This window comes from Bacillus salipaludis (assembly GCF_004358205.1).
In genome coordinates this window covers 22784-39926 of the sequence record NZ_SMYO01000008.1, presented here as the reverse complement: position 1 = coordinate 39926, position 17143 = coordinate 22784, and the positions used below count along the sequence as shown (strand labels likewise).

Genomic DNA, 17143 nt, shown 5'->3' with positions numbered 1-17143 from the left:
AGTGTTTTGGTATTCGTCGGCACATCGGGGCATTACCCCCATATATTATAGATAAAAAAATAAACTGGGGGAGTACGATGTCTGGAGGCCAGCATTGGATGCTGCCATTTCTTCCATATGGCGCAGAACTATTATACGCAGAGACTCAGCCCAAAAAAGCATATTTACAATTTGTGAATTTGGATCAGGATGAGTTTATGGAAGTCATTGGTATCTATCGATTAAATCAAGAACTTTACCTTTTTGTTTTAAATAACTTTCATGGTCACTGGCATATAATCTCTTTAATCAAGGGGAAAGGATATCAAATAAGTTACCTTGGTACGGCAAATATTACGAGTCGGAATGCAAAAAATCTGGTGGTTGGCTGGCAAGTTGGGGCGGTTTTGTCCCAATTGTCCATTTACGAATGGCATCATAACCGCTTAAAAGAACTAAATCTCAAAGGGGACTACACCTTTAGTAAAATAGAAATAGAAGACATGCCGGGGAAAAACGGAAAGGACGGACTGGCAGAAATTGCGCTGTGGTCCCATGACACCGGTGAAGCCTACCGTGTAGAAGTTTACCGCTGGGAAATAGATCGGCTTGTTCCCGCAAAGGATGTTGAACCCTATTACTTTCAAAAAGTAGTGAAATACTATCAACAGAAAATTAGGGAACATCCTGATTATTTATTTTATTATCCATATCTAGAAGAAGCTGAAAAGAAGACCGCTCAACGCTCCTTCGATTTCAATGAATCAAGAGCTATTGCCCTTTTTCCTGCCTCGATAAAAGAAATAGGCGGAGGCAAATGGGGATATATCAATTCAAAGGGAAAATCCCTCCTCCCACCAATCTATGACCAGGCTGAAGATTTTCAGGAAAATGGCCTGGCTATTGTCCGATTGACAGATAAGGCAGGAATCATTGATACCAATGGCCATTTTATTGTACAGCCAAAATATGATTATATTACTTCCTTTTCAGAAGGACGGGCGATTGCCAATGATCTTAAGGGCTTCAAAATAATCGATGAAAGGGGAAAAGAAATTACCCCGAAGGCTCACTACTCAATTAGTGAGTTTAAGGAAGGACGCGCGCGATTTGCTGATTCCAATCAGCAAGGGGAATATTTATATGGTTATCTTAACCGAAAAGGAAAAGAGATCATCCCTGCATCCTATGAGGATGCAAGTGATTTTTCAGAGGGCAAAGCGATTGTAAAAATAAAAAACGGCAGCTATGCGTTGATCGATCTTACTGGGAAAGTGCTTCACTCCTATATGTATGCGTTCGTCGGAAACTACGGTGAAGGTTTGCTGGCGTTTAAAAAGAGCGAGGATGGGAAATTTGGTTATATGGATGAGCTAGGAAATGTTGTGATCAAACCACAATTTTCAGGAGTAGAGGCATTTAGTCATGGCCGGGCGATTGTGAATGTTTCTGATGATTATTCCAACCATTATGGTGTCATAAATCAAAAAGGACAGTTTCTCATGAAACCTGACCATTATCAAATATTCTATCTAGGGGAAGAAAGATATCAGATTGGAAAGGTGAATGATCCGGAACAGCCCTATCTAGGTGCAAAATACGCAATTGCAGATGTAGAGGGCCATCTTATTACTGGATTTATTTATTCTGATATCACGAAATATAAGGATGGGATTGCTTCCGTATCGAATGATCAATCCACTTTTTTTATTGATCGAAATGGAAATCGTGCTTATTATCTTCCACTGGTTTCGGGAAGCGGTACTTTGGAAAAGGATAAAACCTTAATCAAAGGTGAAATTGATTATCGGCTTCTATATTTTAATAAAAAAGGAGAACTGGTTTGGAAGCAGAATACCATCATTCCTTTAAACAAGCAGCATGCAGTAACGGAACATAAATACAAGCCAAATAAGGACTATTTAGTTTATTTTCCACAAATTCAAGGTGGGGAATTTGAGCATGTAAATCAAACTTTGAAAGATCTCTCAGGTGTAAAGGAAATTCCCGCACATACACAGCTGGATTCCAGTTATATTGGAGATTTTGAAGTGAGTTTTTTTAAGAAAAATCTCTTAGTTCTTGAAGTAAACGGTTATGATTATCCTTTTGGAGCGGCACATGGGATGTCAATTAAAAAGTATGCTCATGTCAATTTGAAATCAGGCGTATTTTATCAGCTGAAAGACTTATTTAAGCTGGATGCACCCTATGTAAAAATCGTCAGTGACCTCATCAGGAACCAGATTAAGAATAATGAAAACTATTCCTACCTAAATATCAATGAATATAAAGATATTCAACCAAATCAGTCGTTTTTTATCAACGAGGGTGGTTTGAATATTTATTATGCCCAGTATGAAATTGCCGCGTATGCTGCTGGTATGCCTACTTTTACGATACCATTTGAAGAATTAAAGGGAATGATTAATCGTAACGGGGATTTTTGGAGATCGTTTCATTAATGAAAAGCAGCGTGAATTCTATCATTCACGCTGCTTTTAAATGTTAGGTATGCTTTCTCCGGTAAATCAACCAATAGCTTGCAATACCCAGAACAATAACGACACCGACTGTACCCGGAATAATATAGGATTTTAATTCAGGTTCTGCTTTTTGCGAGAAGGAGGCCTGCTCGGTTTTTTCAGATGTTTTATGCGAAGAAGCTTCTATATGTGACTGTGAAAATACGCTGAATCCTAGCAGGAAAAATAACAGCAATGAAATTTGGGAGATTTTTTTAAACATTATATTCAACTCCGAAATATTGTTATCTTGCTGTTTTCATTCTATCATCATTAAAGGCTACTTTTATCGTTTGGACAGTATTGTTCACAAAGGTTTCAAAAAGAAGGCAACCTAACTTGATATAAATCAATTTGTTTCGGACATTCTGCTGATAAACTTTGGTTATAAAAATCAAAGGGGTCCTCTAAATCATGCCATTTCAAATCGAAGATCAAAGAGCCGTCATGGATGTTCGCGAAAGAATTTTAAAGGGGGAGCATCCACGACGTGAAATATTAAATTTTGTGAATGAAGCGCCGGTAGGAACATTTTTTGAAATACATTTACCGCACCGTGCAGAACCGCTGATTGCTAATTTACAGGGATTAGGCATGAACGTCATTGTAAACGAATTAGAACCAATGCATTTTAGGCTTATGGCCGTAAAATTGAATGAATTTTAATCCAGGCCGGCAATTTCTTTTAATTGGTCCAACTCTAGAATCTGAATCTTTCTCCTGCCATCCATTTTAATCAGACTTTGAGAGATAAACGTTAACAGCTTTCTGCTAACTGATTCTGGGGTTGTTCCAATATAGCTTGCTAAATCCTTCTTTGAGATGGGTAAGGTGAACATTCCATCTTTCGGGTTCATTTTTTGATAAAAAAGCACGAGTACCCGTGCCAGTCTTTGCTCTACCTCTAATAAACCGAGAAGACCTACAGATTCATCTGCTTCATAAAGGCGGTCATTGACAGCGATTAAAAATCGGTAGGACAGACCGGCATTTCCCTCCATTGTTTTTAAAAAATCCTTTTTATCGATATAACAAATAACCGTTTCTTGGACGGCTTCCGCATGTACATAGTGTTTTTCATCCCTAAGCAGCGAATATAATCCAAAAAAGTCCTTTGGAAACAATAGGCGGACAATTTGTTCTTTTCCTTCCGCTGACATTTTGGTTAGTTTAATTAACCCTTCATTTACAACAAACAGTGTCTCTGAACGCTCTCCTTCCTGAAAAATGAACTCTCCCTTTTGAAATTTGTGGCTCCGCGTTACCTTCTGCAAAATCTGGAGATCGTCTTCTTTCAATCCTTGAAAGACCGGAACGGAAACTAAGCATGAAGCTTCATGAGAGCAGCATTGATAACAGCACATGCAAAATCACTCCCAACTGTAGATAGTATCTTTTATTTTACTGTGGGGCCTATTTCTTTGGTGTGATATAAATCAAATACTTGATTCAGGTCAAGGTTATATTGCCCTTCTTCAAGTAAACTGGAAGAAAGACAAGAAAGGATTGGTGAACATGGGTACCATCCAATTGGCATTGAATGATGTGGCTTGCACAGGTTGTATTGGAAAAATCAAAAAAAAGATAAAAAAATACGATGGTATTGAAAAAGTGACAATTGTCCCCGGCAGCGGAATGATTCTAGTCATGTACAATGAAGCTATTATTCACCAAGATGAAATTCAAAGCAGTATTCACAAATTGGCATTAAGAATATTTGACTAGTGCCAGTGTAATAATATTTCCTCGCCGTTAAATACTATGAAAAAAGAGGGAGGAATTTGTTTGGAGCATAATCAGGATAGTAAATTTGAGGATACTTTTTTACCAATGACATCAGTGGGAAGCGGCGTTGGCATTGCTGTTTTGCCTGATGTCTATTGTTATACGAATAAAATTGTCAATCTCGCATTAGTAGGAGCCGCGGATGAATTTGTGCTGATTGATGCGGGAATGCCAAAATCAGCAGATGAAATTAAAGCGATGATAGGGGATCATTTTGGCGAAAATGCCCGCCCGAAAGCTATCATTTTAACGCATGGCCATTTTGATCATGTCGGTTCATTGGTCGAGGTGCTGAAGGATTGGAAAGTGCCTGTTTATGCACATGAACTGGAGATTCCTTTTTTAACAGGGGAGAAAGACTATCCTCCGGGTGACCCCAGCGTCGACAGCGGCCTTGTAGCGAAAATGTCCCCGATGTTTCCGAACCACGGGATTAATATAAGCGGCCAGGTCCAAGCACTACCAGAAGATCAATCGGTTCCGAATATGCCTGGTTGGAAGTGGGTTCATACACCAGGGCACACACCGGGCCATATATCCCTTTTTCGCGAAGACGACCGTGCTCTCATTGCAGGTGATGCATTTGTTACCGTGAAGCAAGAATCCCTTTATAAAGTTATGACCCAGACACAGGAAATCAGCGGCCCGCCGAGATACTATACAACGGACTGGAATGCTGCCTTTGAGTCAGTGAAAAAGTTAGAAGCATTGAACCCCAGGACGGCTGTAACCGGTCATGGACTGCCAATGACCGGGGATGAATTAACCAAAAGCCTTCATAATCTTGTAGAAAATTTTAATGAGATTGCAATGCCGAAAAATAGCCGATATGTAAATTGAGATAGGGCTGCCGCCATAAAGGCAGCCTTGTTTAATTTTCTAAAAAATTAAACATTTCCAGTGTATCAGCATATGAATTAGTAGAAACAATGGTTACTAATGAAAATTTCTATTTAGGAGGAAACATGAAAACCTGTTTATTTCTACTGATTGCTGGTTTAATAGACGCCGTCCTAACCCATATTGGAATTGCATTTGGTATCGTTGAAGAGGGAAATCCGATGATGAAACTGATCATCGAAAAAAGCTGGGTCTTTTTCTATCTGGTAAAAATCATCCTGCCGCTGGTGTTAATCGGCTTGTTTTACCTCCGCCCGCTTAAAGGAAAAATCAGAACACTGCTTACAGCTGCCGGCATCCTCTATTTTTCCGTCCTTGCTTATCACCTAGTGTGGATTCTCCTTTATTTAAATACCACCAGCTAATTAGCTAGACACTGCCCATTGAATAAGTTAGTATCAAAGACGAATATAATAAGAAGAACGTAAAGAAAAAAGGAGTACCCTATGCTAAACACACTAAAGCCTTTCTTACAGGAAGCATGGCAGAAATCAGGCTTTGCTGAGCCGACTGCCATCCAAACTGAAGCCATCCCGCTCGTCTTAGAAGGAAAAGATCTCATCGCCGAGTCACCGACAGGTACAGGCAAGACGCTTGCTTACTTGCTGCCGCTTTTAAATAAAGTTGACTCTGTCTCATCTTCATTGCAGGCTGTAGTGCTTGCCTCCTCGCAGGAGCTCGTAATGCAGGTTTATCAAGAGTTTCAAAAATGGTCAGAAGGCAGCGGAATTCGCGGTGCCTCTATTATTGGCGGGGCAAACGTAAAAAGACAGCTGGAAAAATTAAAAAAGCGTCCGCATATCATTTTTGCCACACCAGGTCGATTATACGAATTAATTAAACAGAAAAAAGTAAAAATGCATGAAGTCAAATTGGTCGTTTTGGATGAAGGAGATCAATTGCTGATTCCTGAGCATCTTGGGACCGTTCAAAACATAGTCAAATCCACAATGGCAGACCGACAAGTTGTTTTATTTTCGGCGACCATGAAAGCCGAGACAGAAAAGCTTGCCGCTGATTTAACCAAAGAGCCAAAGGTTTTGCGAATTAAGAAGGATGAAGCAGCATCCTCCGGAGAAGTTGAACATATTTACTTCCCTGCTGAACCGCGCGACAAAATCAAACTTCTTGAAAAAATTGCTCGCTTAGAAGGAATCAAAGCCTTGGCATTCATCAATGACATTGGCGAAATTCAAGTGTTTAAAGAAAAATTACATTTTAAAGAGCTATCAGTCGGTATTTTACATAGTGATATGAAGAAATTAGAACGCCAAGCGACATTAAAGGCTTTCCGCGATGGAAAAATGTCGATGCTGATAGCAACAGATGTTGCAGCAAGAGGACTCGACATCCAAGGAGTTACTCATGTTGTCCATATTGATTTTCCAAGAGACATTGATCAATATGTTCACCGTTCCGGAAGAACTGGCCGCATGGGAGCAAACGGCACCGTCATCTCCCTCGTTACGGATAGAGAAGAACGGGAGCTAAAACGTTTTTGCCGAGAGTTAAAGGTTCCTGTGCATAAACGAATTTTTTATAAAGGGCAGATTGCCGAACAGGAAGAAAAAGTACGACGCTAAACAGTGGGGAGATCCCCACTGTTTTTTAATGGAAGGATTTTTATTATTTTTTCAAGAATACTTAAGGGAAAGAGGGGGAATACGTATGGAAAATCCGAAGCTGAAAAAATTACATGATGAATGGCTTGAGGAAGCATCGATCAAGGAAATGCAGGAAAAATTAACAAGTGAAGAACTGACCTATAAAGAACTTGTTTTGATGTATCTAAATAGAATTTCATCATTTGATCAAGTCATAAATTCGGTCCTAGAAGTGAACCCGGATGCGTTGCAAATTGCTGCAGCACTCGATGCCGAACGGAAAGAAACTGGCCCGCGCAGCTCATTGCACGGAATTCCCATTTTAATTAAGGATAATATTGATACGAAGGACAAAATGCACACAAGTGCCGGGTCTTTAGCTTTAAAGGATTCGATTGCCTTAAGGGATTCCTATGTTGCAGAGCAGCTGCGTAAGGCAGGAGCGGTTATCCTTGGTAAAACAAATATGACAGAATGGGCCAATTTCATGGCGCTCGGAATGAAAAATGGTTACAGCTCGCGCGGGGGGCAGGTATTAAATCCATATGGCCCTGGCAAATTCGATGTGGGCGGTTCAAGTTCCGGTTCGGGTGCGGCGATTGCCGCCAATCTTGCAGCTGCAGCAGTGGGCACCGAAACATCCGGTTCAATCCTTAATCCGTCTTGTCATAATTCGATCGTTGGAATCAAACCAACGGTAGGGCTTATTAGCCGCAGGGGAATTATTCCGATTGCCCATACGCAGGATACCGCAGGGCCAATGGCACGTACGGTTGAAGATGCCGCCATTCTGCTAAATGCATTATCCGGAAGAGATGAAGAAGACCCAATTACGGGGACAAATCCATTTGAAAATTACGATTTTACGAAGCACCTTGTGAGGGATGGCCTTAAAGGAAAAAGAATCGGCATTGCATGGGAAGGCTTTATTGATGCGATTCGTGAGGATAAGAGGGAAATAATTCATGCTGCCCTTGATGTTTTAAAATCCTCCGGTGCTGAGGTGATTGAGTCTATTGAGATCCCATCCGCAAAAGCCAAGTGGAAGTACGATGTCCTGACTTATGAATTCAAACCGGATGTAAATGCTTATTTGAATGGACTTCATCCATCAGTATCTGTCCGCACGTTGAAGGATTTGATTGAGTTTAATCAGAACAATGAGGATACGATGCTTAAATACGGTCAAGCTGTCTTGCTTGAGTCAGAAGAAACGAGCGGTTCGTTGACGGAAGAGGCCTATTTCAAAGCATTAGAATTTGATGACTATTATGCAACTGTAAAAGGAATTGATTTTGCTCTGGAAACCTATCAATTGGATGCGATTGTTTTTCCTGGGGAAGAAGGGTCACATATTAGTGCTAAAGCCGGCTATCCGACCATTGCTGTCCCGGCAGGTTACACGGCTGATGGGGAACCGGTAGGAATTACCTTTGCCGGAACCGCTTATCGTGAGCCGGTTCTTATTGAAGCAGCCTATGGTTTTGAACAATTGCTCCCTGTACGCAAGCCGCCTTGTTAGAATAAGTTTGCCTCATTTCACTCATACTATCATTGACTTTCTTGAAAAAGGAGATGGTAAGTGTGGGAAGAACGAAGCTTGGTAATGCGAATGCCCAACGAAATAATAATCGTAAAAAACCGATGAAGACCAGTTCGGAACTTGTTGAATTTACAACAGGTGAAGATATAAAACGGAACCGTCCGAATAGTAAATAATCAAGAACGCCTCCCTGTGATTTGGGAGGCGTTTTAAGTTGATGATTTTTTAAAATTGTTGATATCGAGTGAAAAATTGTTGATATCGAGTGAAAAAGTGTCGATATCTAGCTAAAAATTGTTGATATCCAGCTAAAAATTGTTGATATCGAGTGAAAAAGTGTCGATATCTAGCTAAAAATTGTTGATATCCAGCTAAAAAGTGTTGATATCGAGTGAAAAATTGTTGATATCGAGTGAAAAAGTGTCGATATCCAGCTGAAAATTGTGTATATCCATTGAAAAGTGTCGATATCTAACTAAAAATTGTTGATATCCGGCAAAAAAATGTTGATAACCATTCTCGGGAGCATATCTGCCCACTAGGAATAATACTCATCCCCGACATTTTTCAACGGTTTTAGCGCCGGACCTTCGATCACATCACCCGAATAAGAGAACCGCGAGCCGTGGCATGGGCAATCCCAGCTTTTTTCTGCGTGATTCCACTCCGTTTCACAGCCGATATGGGTGCAAGTGGTATCTACAATATAAAGTTTGCCATTTTCGTCTTTATAGGCTCCCGCTCTTTTACCTTTGTGCATGACAGCAGAACCTTCACCTGGACGCAAATCTCCCGGATCCTTTGGCACAAACTCCAATTTGCCCTTCAGGAGATGCTTCGCCACATCGGCATTGGTCGAAACCACCTGCTTTAAATCTGGATCGGCTTGGAACCGTGATGGGGAATAAAGTTCCTTATACGGATTGTCCCGTTCAAGAACATAATCCGTCAGCAAATGACCGGCAAAAATCCCGGTGGTCATCCCCCATTTTTTATAACCCGTTGCCACTAATACATTTTCCTTATTTTCGGTAATCTGACCGATATAAGGGACTCGGTCCAGAGTGATTAAATCCTGTGCGGACCAGCGATAGGTATAGCCAGAGAGACCAAATACTTCTTTTGCAAAATCCTCAAGGGCGCGATAATGTGCGAGCGTGTCAATTCCTTGGCCCGTTTTATGATTTTCTCCGCCAATAATGAGTAAATTTTCTCCATTAAACGGGGTATATCGAATCGACCGTGGCGGGTTATCGGCACTGATATACATGCCCCCCGGATATTCCTCCGTTAATTTAATCCCAATCGCATATGACCGTGAAGCATACATTCTTGCAAAATAAAGCCCCGGTTTATCATAAAAAGGAAAATGGGAAGCGATCACTACTTTTTTACATGTAACGATATGCCCTTCCTTGGTCACAACCTTTGGATGAGAGGTTTCCTCCTCTTCTAAATCAACGGCTGTTGTATTCTCAAACACTTGACAGCCCGCACTTACAGCCTCATCCAAAAGTGTCTTTAAAAATTTAAGCGGATGGAACTGGGCTTGATTGCGCATCACGAGTGCACCGGTCGTTTGAATCTTAAATGGAATCGTATCCTTTAAGGCACCATCGATTCCTAATCGCTCGTAGGCAGACATTTCTGTTTCAAGCTGCTTTTTATATTGCTCGGTTGTGGCATAAATATAGGCATCCTGCTTGCTAAAATCGCAGTCAATTCCTTTTTCATTTACCATTTTTTCAACAAACTGAATCGCATTTGACTGGGATTCAAAGTAGAGTTTGGCATTTTCTTCGCCAAAATGATTGATTAATTCATCATATAATATGCCATGCTGGGCAGTAACCTTTGCCGTCGTATGCCCGGTTGTCCCATTCAGCACCCCGCCTGCCTCAAGCAGCGCAACCTTTACTCCTTCTTTAGACAGCAAATAGGCTGCGGTAATACCGGTAATCCCGGCACCAATAATCGCTACATCAACGGATAGATCTTCTTTTAATGCTTCAAAAGTGGGTAATTCTATTTCACGCCAATAGGTTTTCGGAAACATATTGGTTGTTTCAGCTGAGCTCATATTCCATCCTCCAGTTACAAAAATTTGCTTATGTTTAATTTTTCCTAAACTGATAAAAATAATCTATTGTCATCGGATAATTTTTAAATCATTTAGATTGACGATGGATAATTGGATTGATATTTTTATATAAGAATATTCAATAAATTCTGGCGCCTTAACAGCTAAAAGTGTAAGCTTGAGCAGTTTTCACCCTAAAAATGAATAAGGAAAATACATATTAAAAGAGGGTGAAAGGTATGAGAAAACATTTTGAAACAGAAATTTTGCACGAGGAAAAGAAACGGGAAAGAAAGTTTTCGAGTAAAGTAACCCCTATTTATCAAACATCGGCTTTTACGTTTAAGGATCTTGACGACCTCGAAGGATTTTATCAAGGCAATGGGAGCTACCTTTATTCCCGTACAGGCAATCCAAACACAGATGAATTAGGGGAAGCCGTTGCAAGGCTTGAAGGAGCACCAGCTGGTGTTGCTGCCTCTTCTGGATTAGCAGCCATTCTTGCAGGAATTCTAGCCGTTGTGAAAAATGGCGATCATATTGTCGCGGCAGATGACCTATATGGCGGCAGCTATCATATGCTTGAGAAAGAATTAAATGATTTTGGTATTGAGACAAGCTTTGTTTCGTTTACTGACCAAACTCAAGTGGAAAACGCTATTAAAGAAAACACAAAACTTTTATATACGGAATCGATTTCGAATCCATTATTGCGCGTAGAGGATATAGAAGGGGTTGTACAAATTGCTAAAAAGCATGGGCTGATTACTTTGGTGGACAATACGTTCGCAACCCCTTATCATTGCCGTCCATATTTAATGGGCGTTGATTTAGTTGTCCATAGTGCGACCAAATATATTGGCGGACATAGTGATGTCATCTCTGGCGTTTTGACCGGCAGAGAGGATTTAGTTGCTCAGGCGAAAACAAAGGTGGTCAATCTCGGGACAAATGTCAGCCCATTTGAGGCATGGCTGACTGTCCGCGGTTTAAAAACACTTGCATTACGGATGAGAGCACAATCTTCCAATGCAAGAAAGTTAGCGGAAGCCCTTTCTCAGAATAAGTTTATTGAAAAAGTTTATTACCCATTTGATAAGGATGCTGAAGGCTACGGTGCGATGGTTACCATTCAGCTTTCAAAGAAGGTAGATATTCAGCAATTTTTCCGCTCATTATCCTGGATTAAAATTGCTCCAACTCTTGCCGGGGTTGAAACGACTGTTTCTCACCCATTAATGACCTCTCACCGGGAATTACCGCAAGAGGTTGCGGAAGCCTTAGGAATTACAAAAGAGGTCGTCCGAATTTCAGTCGGAATTGAACATGCCGAGGATATTATTGCTCAATTTGAGCAGGCAGTTGAGAAATCACTATAATAGTGCGAATCACCCTGAAATGATGTCCAGGGTGATTTTTTTATTAATTATTAAGATGGAGACTGATGCGTATCTTCTGATTTTGTTGGAATGGGGTCAATCCGACTTGAGTCTTCAGTGTCCAGTGCTCTTCGCATAGCAAGAATAAACGATCCAAAAATAAATCCAAGACAAATGATAAAGCCAATTGCTGTAGCCCACCATAAAGCCATGAAAAATCCCCCCTTTTTACACTATATGCCTTGGGGGGAACATTTTTTCCATAGTATTTATAGTGATAATGCCTTATTCTTTCTTCTCGTGTCCTCCATAATAATCGACTTTTTTAATATTCACTCCTACAAACGTTTCAATAATCGACTGGCCGCCCGCAATGGAAAAAATGAAAATAAACACAAAGGTTATTTTTGGAAAAAGTAAATAGGCACCTCCAAGCAGGATGGCACTCCAAACCCCGGCACACCAGTAACATTTCAATAGATACCCAAACATCGATGCAGGTACTTCCTTAAGTTTTATTCCTTCTTCTGTTTCTACTTCAACTTTTTTCATAAAGGGTTTACGGATAAACTCGGTTATTTTATCAAAAACAATTAAATGGGTTAAACGATAGCTTGCCAAAATTAACATGATGTAGGTAATCCATGAAATGTCTCTCACATTTTTAGCCTCCAGAGCAAAACGAATTATTTATGAGTCCCTGTATATTTTGAGCTTTAAATTAAAAATATATATTCGGAGGAGGCGAAAAAGTGAAAAAATCATTTTGGTTTAGTATTCTGTTTTTCCTATCAATATTCTGCATCCCAAGCGTTTCATTTGCCCAGCAAATTTATACGGTACAGCCGGGTGACTCGCTTTGGAAAATTGCCGTCCGGTTTCAGGTTGGTTTATCGGAGATTATTTCAGCGAACCCGCAGTTTAAAAATCCAGCTTTAATTTACCCTGGTCAAAAGGTAACGATTCCTGATTTAGGCGCCACCAAAAGTATTGAAAATCAGGTGATTCAATTAACAAACCAAGAGAGGGCGAAAAACGGATTAAAACCGTTCACACCTGATTGGGAGCTGTCAAGGGTAGCCCGCTATAAGGCAATGGATATGAGAGATAAGAATTATTTCTCCCATACAAGTCCAACCTACGGGGATCCATTTACGATGATCAAGAACTTTGGGATTTCCTATCGCGCTGCGGCAGAGAATATTGCCGCCGGACAAACGACTCCACAAGAAGTGGTTAATGCTTGGATGAATAGTCCAGGGCATCGGGCCAATATACTAAGTACCAGTACCACCAGGATTGGGGTAGGCTACGCAAAAGGCGGGTCCATGCGGTATTATTGGGTACAGCAATTTATATCTAAGTGACTAGAAAGGGTCAGTCCTTCCATGGGGCTGACCCTTTCTACGTCTTAGGACCGAGATGAAAATCAAGCTCTGGAGCAATTATGGAATTAAAAGAAAAAAGGTAAGATGATATCAAGATAACGAAAGGAGGAAAACGAAATGAAAAAATTCGGTTTACTAGTAGCGGGAGGGATTGCAGCTATCATCCTGCTCTCAACCATCGGTCCGATGATTGGTTTACTTCTCAGTCTGGTGATCCTATATTTCATCTTCAAACAGTTTCTAAAGAGTGAGTCAACAGGTGCCAAAATCGGCCTTGGTATTTTAGGATTCATCGTCCTTGTGGCATCTATTCATAATGCACCGGCGATAATCGGTGTCGGTGCTGCCTATGTGCTCTATCTTGTTTATAAAAAATGGAACGAGAACAAACAGACAAAAATGAAAAAGGACTCCAATGATCCGTTTGCCAATTTCGAAAAACAATGGAACGACTTAAAACATTATTAAACCTATGAGGAGAGATGCAAAATGACAAACTTATTTACAAGAATTAAAAACACAATCGCTGCTGATTTACATGAAGCCCTGGATCATAAGGAAAAGAAAAATCCAATTATGCTGCTTAATCAATATCTGCGACAATGTGAACAGGAAACGGAAAAGGTTCGTAAGCTCCTTGAACGTCAATACACCCTCAAAGAGGAATTTACAAAGGAACATGTTCAAGCGGTGGAGCTGGCTGAAAAAAGAAAGCGTCAAGCGGAGATTGCTTCACAGGCAGGAGAAATGGAACTTTATCAATTTGCAGCAGCTGAACATCAGCAATATGCAGAACGTGCTGGACGGTTAAGTCAGTCTCTTGAGCAAATCAAAGGGCAACTCGAAGAATTAGAAAGAAAATATCAAGAAATGAACCATAAGTTAAAAGATATGCAAATTCGCCGGATGGAATTAATGGGGCGGGAAAATATGACTCGTGCGAATCATCGGATGAACCTTGTACTGGACACAAATCCTAACTCTGAAAAATCTTATTCCCGTTTCAAAGAGATTGAGAACTATTTGGACCGTTTAGAAAATCAGGTGAATCAATCCTTTTATCGCAGCACGATTGATGCGAGAATTGCCCAATTGGAAAAAGAAATGAAAGTTGAAGAAAGCAAGTCCACATTATAACCAAATCATGGTATTCTAAAAGGGCGTAGGATCTCTACGCCTTTTGACCATATCAAGAATTTCCGTAAAAGGGTCATGAATTTTATACTAGGGGAGGGTGAGCCAATGTTTAAAAATACGAAAAATGATTATATTGGCTGGCTGGCTATAATTGGTGCCCTCGTCCTCGGGCTTGAGATTTTATTTTTTAATAGAGGGCTTATTTTCTCTCTTATTTTCTCCTGTGGATTGATGTATTTAGGCCGCAAAAAAGCTGGGAAAAAGCGTGGGAGAGTGCTTTTCATTGCCGGTGTTTTTTTCTTTATTATTAGCATCATCAATATGATGACCTTCAAATTTTTATTATTAGCAATTTTACTGCACTTTTTTATTCAATTTATTACTTCAAAAAAAAATCCAAAGAAAATACAATTGGAAGTTGCCGAACCAAAGCAGGACCCGTTTGAAGAAACAATGTACAAGAGTAAGCCGCTCTTTGAAAATATCTTTTTGGGACAGCAAAAAACCCCTCAAGGTGTATACGAGTGGGAGGATATCAATATCCAGGCTGGAATAGGCGATACCGTTATTGATCTTAGCTATACCATGCTTCCAAAAGGGGAAACCGTTATTTTTATCCGGAATATAATCGGAAACATGCAAATCCTTGTTCCATATGAAATCGAAGTAAGCATCCACCATTCTTGTATGGCGGGTTCCACTAATATTTTTGATCACCACGAGCCAAAAGTATTTAACCAGGTGATTCATTTAAAAACACCAGGCTATGAAACGGCTGAGCAAAAGGTAAAAATCTTTACCTCGCTTGTGGTTGGGAATTTAGAGGTGAGCCGGATATGAGTACAGCACAACGTCAAATTGTCTGGAGTGTCTGCTTTTCCTTTTTGACCGCCATTATTGTTTCGGCTGTGTTCATTAATGTTTTCCCGTTATCTAACTGGTCGGAGCTATGGGATCGGCACTTTATGGATATTCCGATTGTGATTTTTATACCGGTTTTTAGTATTGCTTTAGGAGTCCTGATTGGTGCCGTTTCTGGATTTTTCTGGAGGAGACAGCTTCTATCCGTTGATCATTCTCTACATCAACTAGAAGAAGGACGGCAGGCCGAGATTAAAATAAAACCTTCGATTACAGAAGTACAAACGATTGCAAGTAGAATTGAGAAAATCGGCAAACAAATGTCAGAGCAGGCTAAGCTGTCGCAGCGGTTGGCAACGGAAAAGGTGGAGGACCAGGAATCAAGGATACAGGAGATTATCGAGCAGGAACGAAATCGTCTAGCAAGGGAATTGCATGATTCTGTCAGTCAGCAGTTATTTGCTGCTTCGATGATGATGTCTGCGATAAATGAAACGAAACAGTTTTCGGAAGATAACCGGGAAGCGAAGCAGCTGAAAATGGTTGAGGAAATGATTCATCAGTCCCAATTAGAAATGAGGGCACTTCTGCTTCATTTACGGCCTGTTGCCTTAAAGAACAAATCCTTGCAAGAAGGGATTGAAGAACTATTACTTGAATTATCCATGAAGGTAACGATGGATATTAAATGGAAGGTTGAAGCCTTTCCGCTTGATAAAGGAGTGGAGGACCATCTATTTAGGATTTTACAAGAGTCGGTATCCAACACACTTCGCCATGCAAAAGCCGGGAAACTTGACGTACTGCTCATCAAGCGGGATGACCTTGTTATTATGAGGGTGGTCGATGATGGGATTGGTTTTGAGGTCGATGATGAAACAAAAGCAGGATCTTATGGGATGCAGAATATGCATGAACGCGCCCTTGAAGTGGGCGGGACACTAAAGGTGATAAGTATGAAAAATAAAGGGACCCGCCTGGAAGTGAAGGTTCCAGTGGTGAGGAATGGGGATGGTACAAGTGATTAGAGTATTATTTGTAGATGACCATGAAATGGTAAGAATCGGTGTTTCCGCTTATTTATCTGCACAGCCTGATATAGATGTAGTTGGGGAAGCAGACAATGGGAAAAGGGGAGTTGAGCTTGCACTGGAACTTCGGCCCGATATCATTTTAATGGATCTTGTGATGAAGGAAATGGACGGAATTGAGGCAACCAAACAGATTATCGAACAATGGCCGGAAGCAAAGGTTATTATTGTTACAAGCTTTTTAGATGATGAAAAGGTGTATCCTGCGCTGGAGGCTGGGGCAACTAGCTATATGCTTAAGACCTCTAAGGCCAGCGAAATTGCGGATGCTGTTCGAGCTACATATCATGGTCAATCGGTCCTTGAGCCTGAGGTAACTGGAAAAATGATGGTCAAAATGCGCCAGAAAAATCAGCATTTACCTCATGAAGAACTGACAAGCCGCGAGCTCGAGATTCTGCTGTTAATGGCCGAAGGGAAAACTAATCAGGATATTGCGGATGAATTATTTATTGCCTTAAAAACGGTGAAAACTCATGTTAGTAATATTCTAAGCAAGTTACGTGTTCAGGACCGCACCCAAGCGGTTATTTACGCGTTTAAACATTCGTTAACGAAATGATTGATATTAAAACTGCCTTCCAGGGTGTCCTTGGAAGGTCTTTTTTTTGTTGGTTTTTAAGGGATTCGAGGCTTTCATTGACCGAAGGAGTACGCTTTTGCTGAAAAAGGTAAAAGCAAAGGCGTTCCATTGCCTGGAGGATGAGTTTTAAAATGAAAAAGGTAAAAGCAAAGGCGTTCCATTGCCTGGAGGATGAGTTTTAAAATGAAAAAGGTAAAAGCAAAGGCGTTCCATTGCCCGAAGGATGAGTTTTAAAATGAAAAAGGTAAAAGAAAGAGCGTTTCATAACCCGCCATTTGAAGTAGGCCG

20 protein-coding genes are annotated in these 17143 nt (G+C 40.6%); 15 read left to right on the top strand and 5 right to left on the bottom strand.

Going from position 1 to position 17143, the window contains the following annotated elements:
- The first annotated feature begins 77 nt into the window (after window positions 1-77).
- A complete protein-coding gene (locus E2K98_RS17320) occupies window positions 78-2444 on the top strand; it encodes a WG repeat-containing protein (RefSeq protein WP_133336274.1) in 2367 nt (788 codons plus the stop codon).
- Between the two features lie 43 nt (window positions 2445-2487).
- Here the strand turns inward: E2K98_RS17320 and E2K98_RS17315 are convergent, their stop codons facing one another.
- Window positions 2488-2727 carry a hypothetical protein gene (locus E2K98_RS17315; RefSeq protein ID WP_133336272.1) on the bottom strand — a complete coding sequence of 80 codons (240 nt, stop codon included), beginning with the start codon at window positions 2725-2727 and terminating at the stop codon, window positions 2488-2490.
- A gap of 191 nt (window positions 2728-2918) precedes the next feature.
- Between E2K98_RS17315 and E2K98_RS17310 the strand changes: the two genes are divergently transcribed.
- Complete coding sequence (locus E2K98_RS17310; RefSeq protein ID WP_133336270.1) at window positions 2919-3170, top strand: amino acid decarboxylase; 252 nt, start codon at window positions 2919-2921, stop codon at window positions 3168-3170.
- Here the strand turns inward: E2K98_RS17310 and E2K98_RS17305 are convergent.
- Window positions 3167-3868: a Crp/Fnr family transcriptional regulator gene (locus tag E2K98_RS17305; RefSeq protein WP_133336268.1), complete on the bottom strand. Its 702-nt coding sequence runs from the start codon at window positions 3866-3868 to the stop codon at window positions 3167-3169. The genes E2K98_RS17310 and E2K98_RS17305 overlap by 4 nt on opposite strands.
- A gap of 151 nt (window positions 3869-4019) precedes the next feature.
- Here E2K98_RS17305 and E2K98_RS17300 point away from each other — a divergent pair, with 151 nt between their 5' ends.
- The 6 genes from E2K98_RS17300 (at window position 4020) to E2K98_RS32065 (ending at window position 8512) form a co-directional block, all read left to right on the top strand.
- A complete protein-coding gene (locus tag E2K98_RS17300; RefSeq protein WP_133336266.1) occupies window positions 4020-4229 on the top strand; it encodes a cation transporter in 210 nt (69 codons plus the stop codon).
- A gap of 60 nt (window positions 4230-4289) precedes the next feature.
- Complete coding sequence (locus E2K98_RS17295) at window positions 4290-5129, top strand: MBL fold metallo-hydrolase (protein WP_372512585.1); 840 nt, start codon at window positions 4290-4292, stop codon at window positions 5127-5129.
- Between the two features lie 125 nt (window positions 5130-5254).
- Entirely contained in the window at window positions 5255-5554 is a 300-nt protein-coding gene (locus tag E2K98_RS17290; RefSeq protein ID WP_133336262.1) for a DUF5658 family protein, read from the top strand.
- 81 nt (window positions 5555-5635) lie between these two features.
- Window positions 5636-6772, top strand: a complete 1137-nt coding sequence (locus tag E2K98_RS17285) for a DEAD/DEAH box helicase (protein ID WP_133336260.1) — start codon at window positions 5636-5638, stop codon at window positions 6770-6772.
- An 85-nt stretch (window positions 6773-6857) separates the two neighbouring features.
- The gene (locus E2K98_RS17280) at window positions 6858-8315 is read left to right on the top strand and encodes an amidase family protein (protein ID WP_133336257.1); all 1458 of its coding nucleotides are present in this window, start codon (window positions 6858-6860) and stop codon (window positions 8313-8315) included.
- Between the two features lie 62 nt (window positions 8316-8377).
- The gene (locus tag E2K98_RS32065; protein ID WP_268884108.1) at window positions 8378-8512 is read left to right on the top strand and encodes a hypothetical protein; all 135 of its coding nucleotides are present in this window, start codon (window positions 8378-8380) and stop codon (window positions 8510-8512) included.
- Between the two features lie 362 nt (window positions 8513-8874).
- On the opposite strand, the gene E2K98_RS17275 is transcribed toward E2K98_RS32065, so the two are convergent.
- Window positions 8875-10416 (bottom strand): FAD-dependent oxidoreductase, encoded by a 1542-nt coding sequence (locus tag E2K98_RS17275; RefSeq protein ID WP_133336255.1) that lies wholly within the window; start codon window positions 10414-10416, stop codon window positions 8875-8877.
- Between the two features lie 239 nt (window positions 10417-10655).
- Between E2K98_RS17275 and E2K98_RS17270 the strand changes: the two genes are divergently transcribed.
- Complete coding sequence (locus E2K98_RS17270) at window positions 10656-11795, top strand: trans-sulfuration enzyme family protein (protein ID WP_133336253.1); 1140 nt, start codon at window positions 10656-10658, stop codon at window positions 11793-11795.
- A gap of 50 nt (window positions 11796-11845) precedes the next feature.
- Here E2K98_RS17270 and E2K98_RS31035 read toward each other — a convergent pair whose 3' ends face one another.
- Both E2K98_RS31035 and E2K98_RS17265 read right to left on the bottom strand, forming a co-directional pair.
- A complete protein-coding gene (locus E2K98_RS31035) occupies window positions 11846-12007 on the bottom strand; it encodes a hypothetical protein (protein ID WP_165976306.1) in 162 nt (53 codons plus the stop codon).
- Between the two features lie 73 nt (window positions 12008-12080).
- Window positions 12081-12455: a DUF1360 domain-containing protein gene (locus E2K98_RS17265; RefSeq protein WP_208025379.1), complete on the bottom strand. Its 375-nt coding sequence runs from the start codon at window positions 12453-12455 to the stop codon at window positions 12081-12083.
- 92 nt (window positions 12456-12547) lie between these two features.
- Here E2K98_RS17265 and safA point away from each other — a divergent pair, with 92 nt between their 5' ends.
- From safA to E2K98_RS17235, 6 genes are all read left to right on the top strand, one after another.
- Window positions 12548-13162, top strand: coding sequence for a SafA/ExsA family spore coat assembly protein (gene safA / locus E2K98_RS17260; protein WP_133336251.1), 615 nt, complete (start codon window positions 12548-12550; stop codon window positions 13160-13162).
- A 138-nt stretch (window positions 13163-13300) separates the two neighbouring features.
- On the top strand, window positions 13301-13651 hold the full coding sequence (locus tag E2K98_RS17255) for a lmo0954 family membrane protein (protein WP_133336249.1): 351 nt from the start codon (window positions 13301-13303) through the stop codon (window positions 13649-13651).
- Window positions 13652-13672: 21 nt separating this feature from the next.
- A complete protein-coding gene (locus tag E2K98_RS17250; protein ID WP_133336247.1) occupies window positions 13673-14320 on the top strand; it encodes a PspA/IM30 family protein in 648 nt (215 codons plus the stop codon).
- A 105-nt stretch (window positions 14321-14425) separates the two neighbouring features.
- Window positions 14426-15160: a cell wall-active antibiotics response protein LiaF gene (gene liaF / locus E2K98_RS17245; protein ID WP_026573177.1), complete on the top strand. Its 735-nt coding sequence runs from the start codon at window positions 14426-14428 to the stop codon at window positions 15158-15160.
- Window positions 15157-16209, top strand: a complete 1053-nt coding sequence (locus E2K98_RS17240; protein WP_133336245.1) for a sensor histidine kinase — start codon at window positions 15157-15159, stop codon at window positions 16207-16209. Before liaF ends, E2K98_RS17240 begins: the two co-directional genes overlap by 4 nt.
- Complete coding sequence (locus E2K98_RS17235; RefSeq protein ID WP_133336770.1) at window positions 16202-16834, top strand: response regulator transcription factor; 633 nt, start codon at window positions 16202-16204, stop codon at window positions 16832-16834. Before E2K98_RS17240 ends, E2K98_RS17235 begins: the two co-directional genes overlap by 8 nt.
- Window positions 16835-17143: the final 309 nt, after the last annotated feature.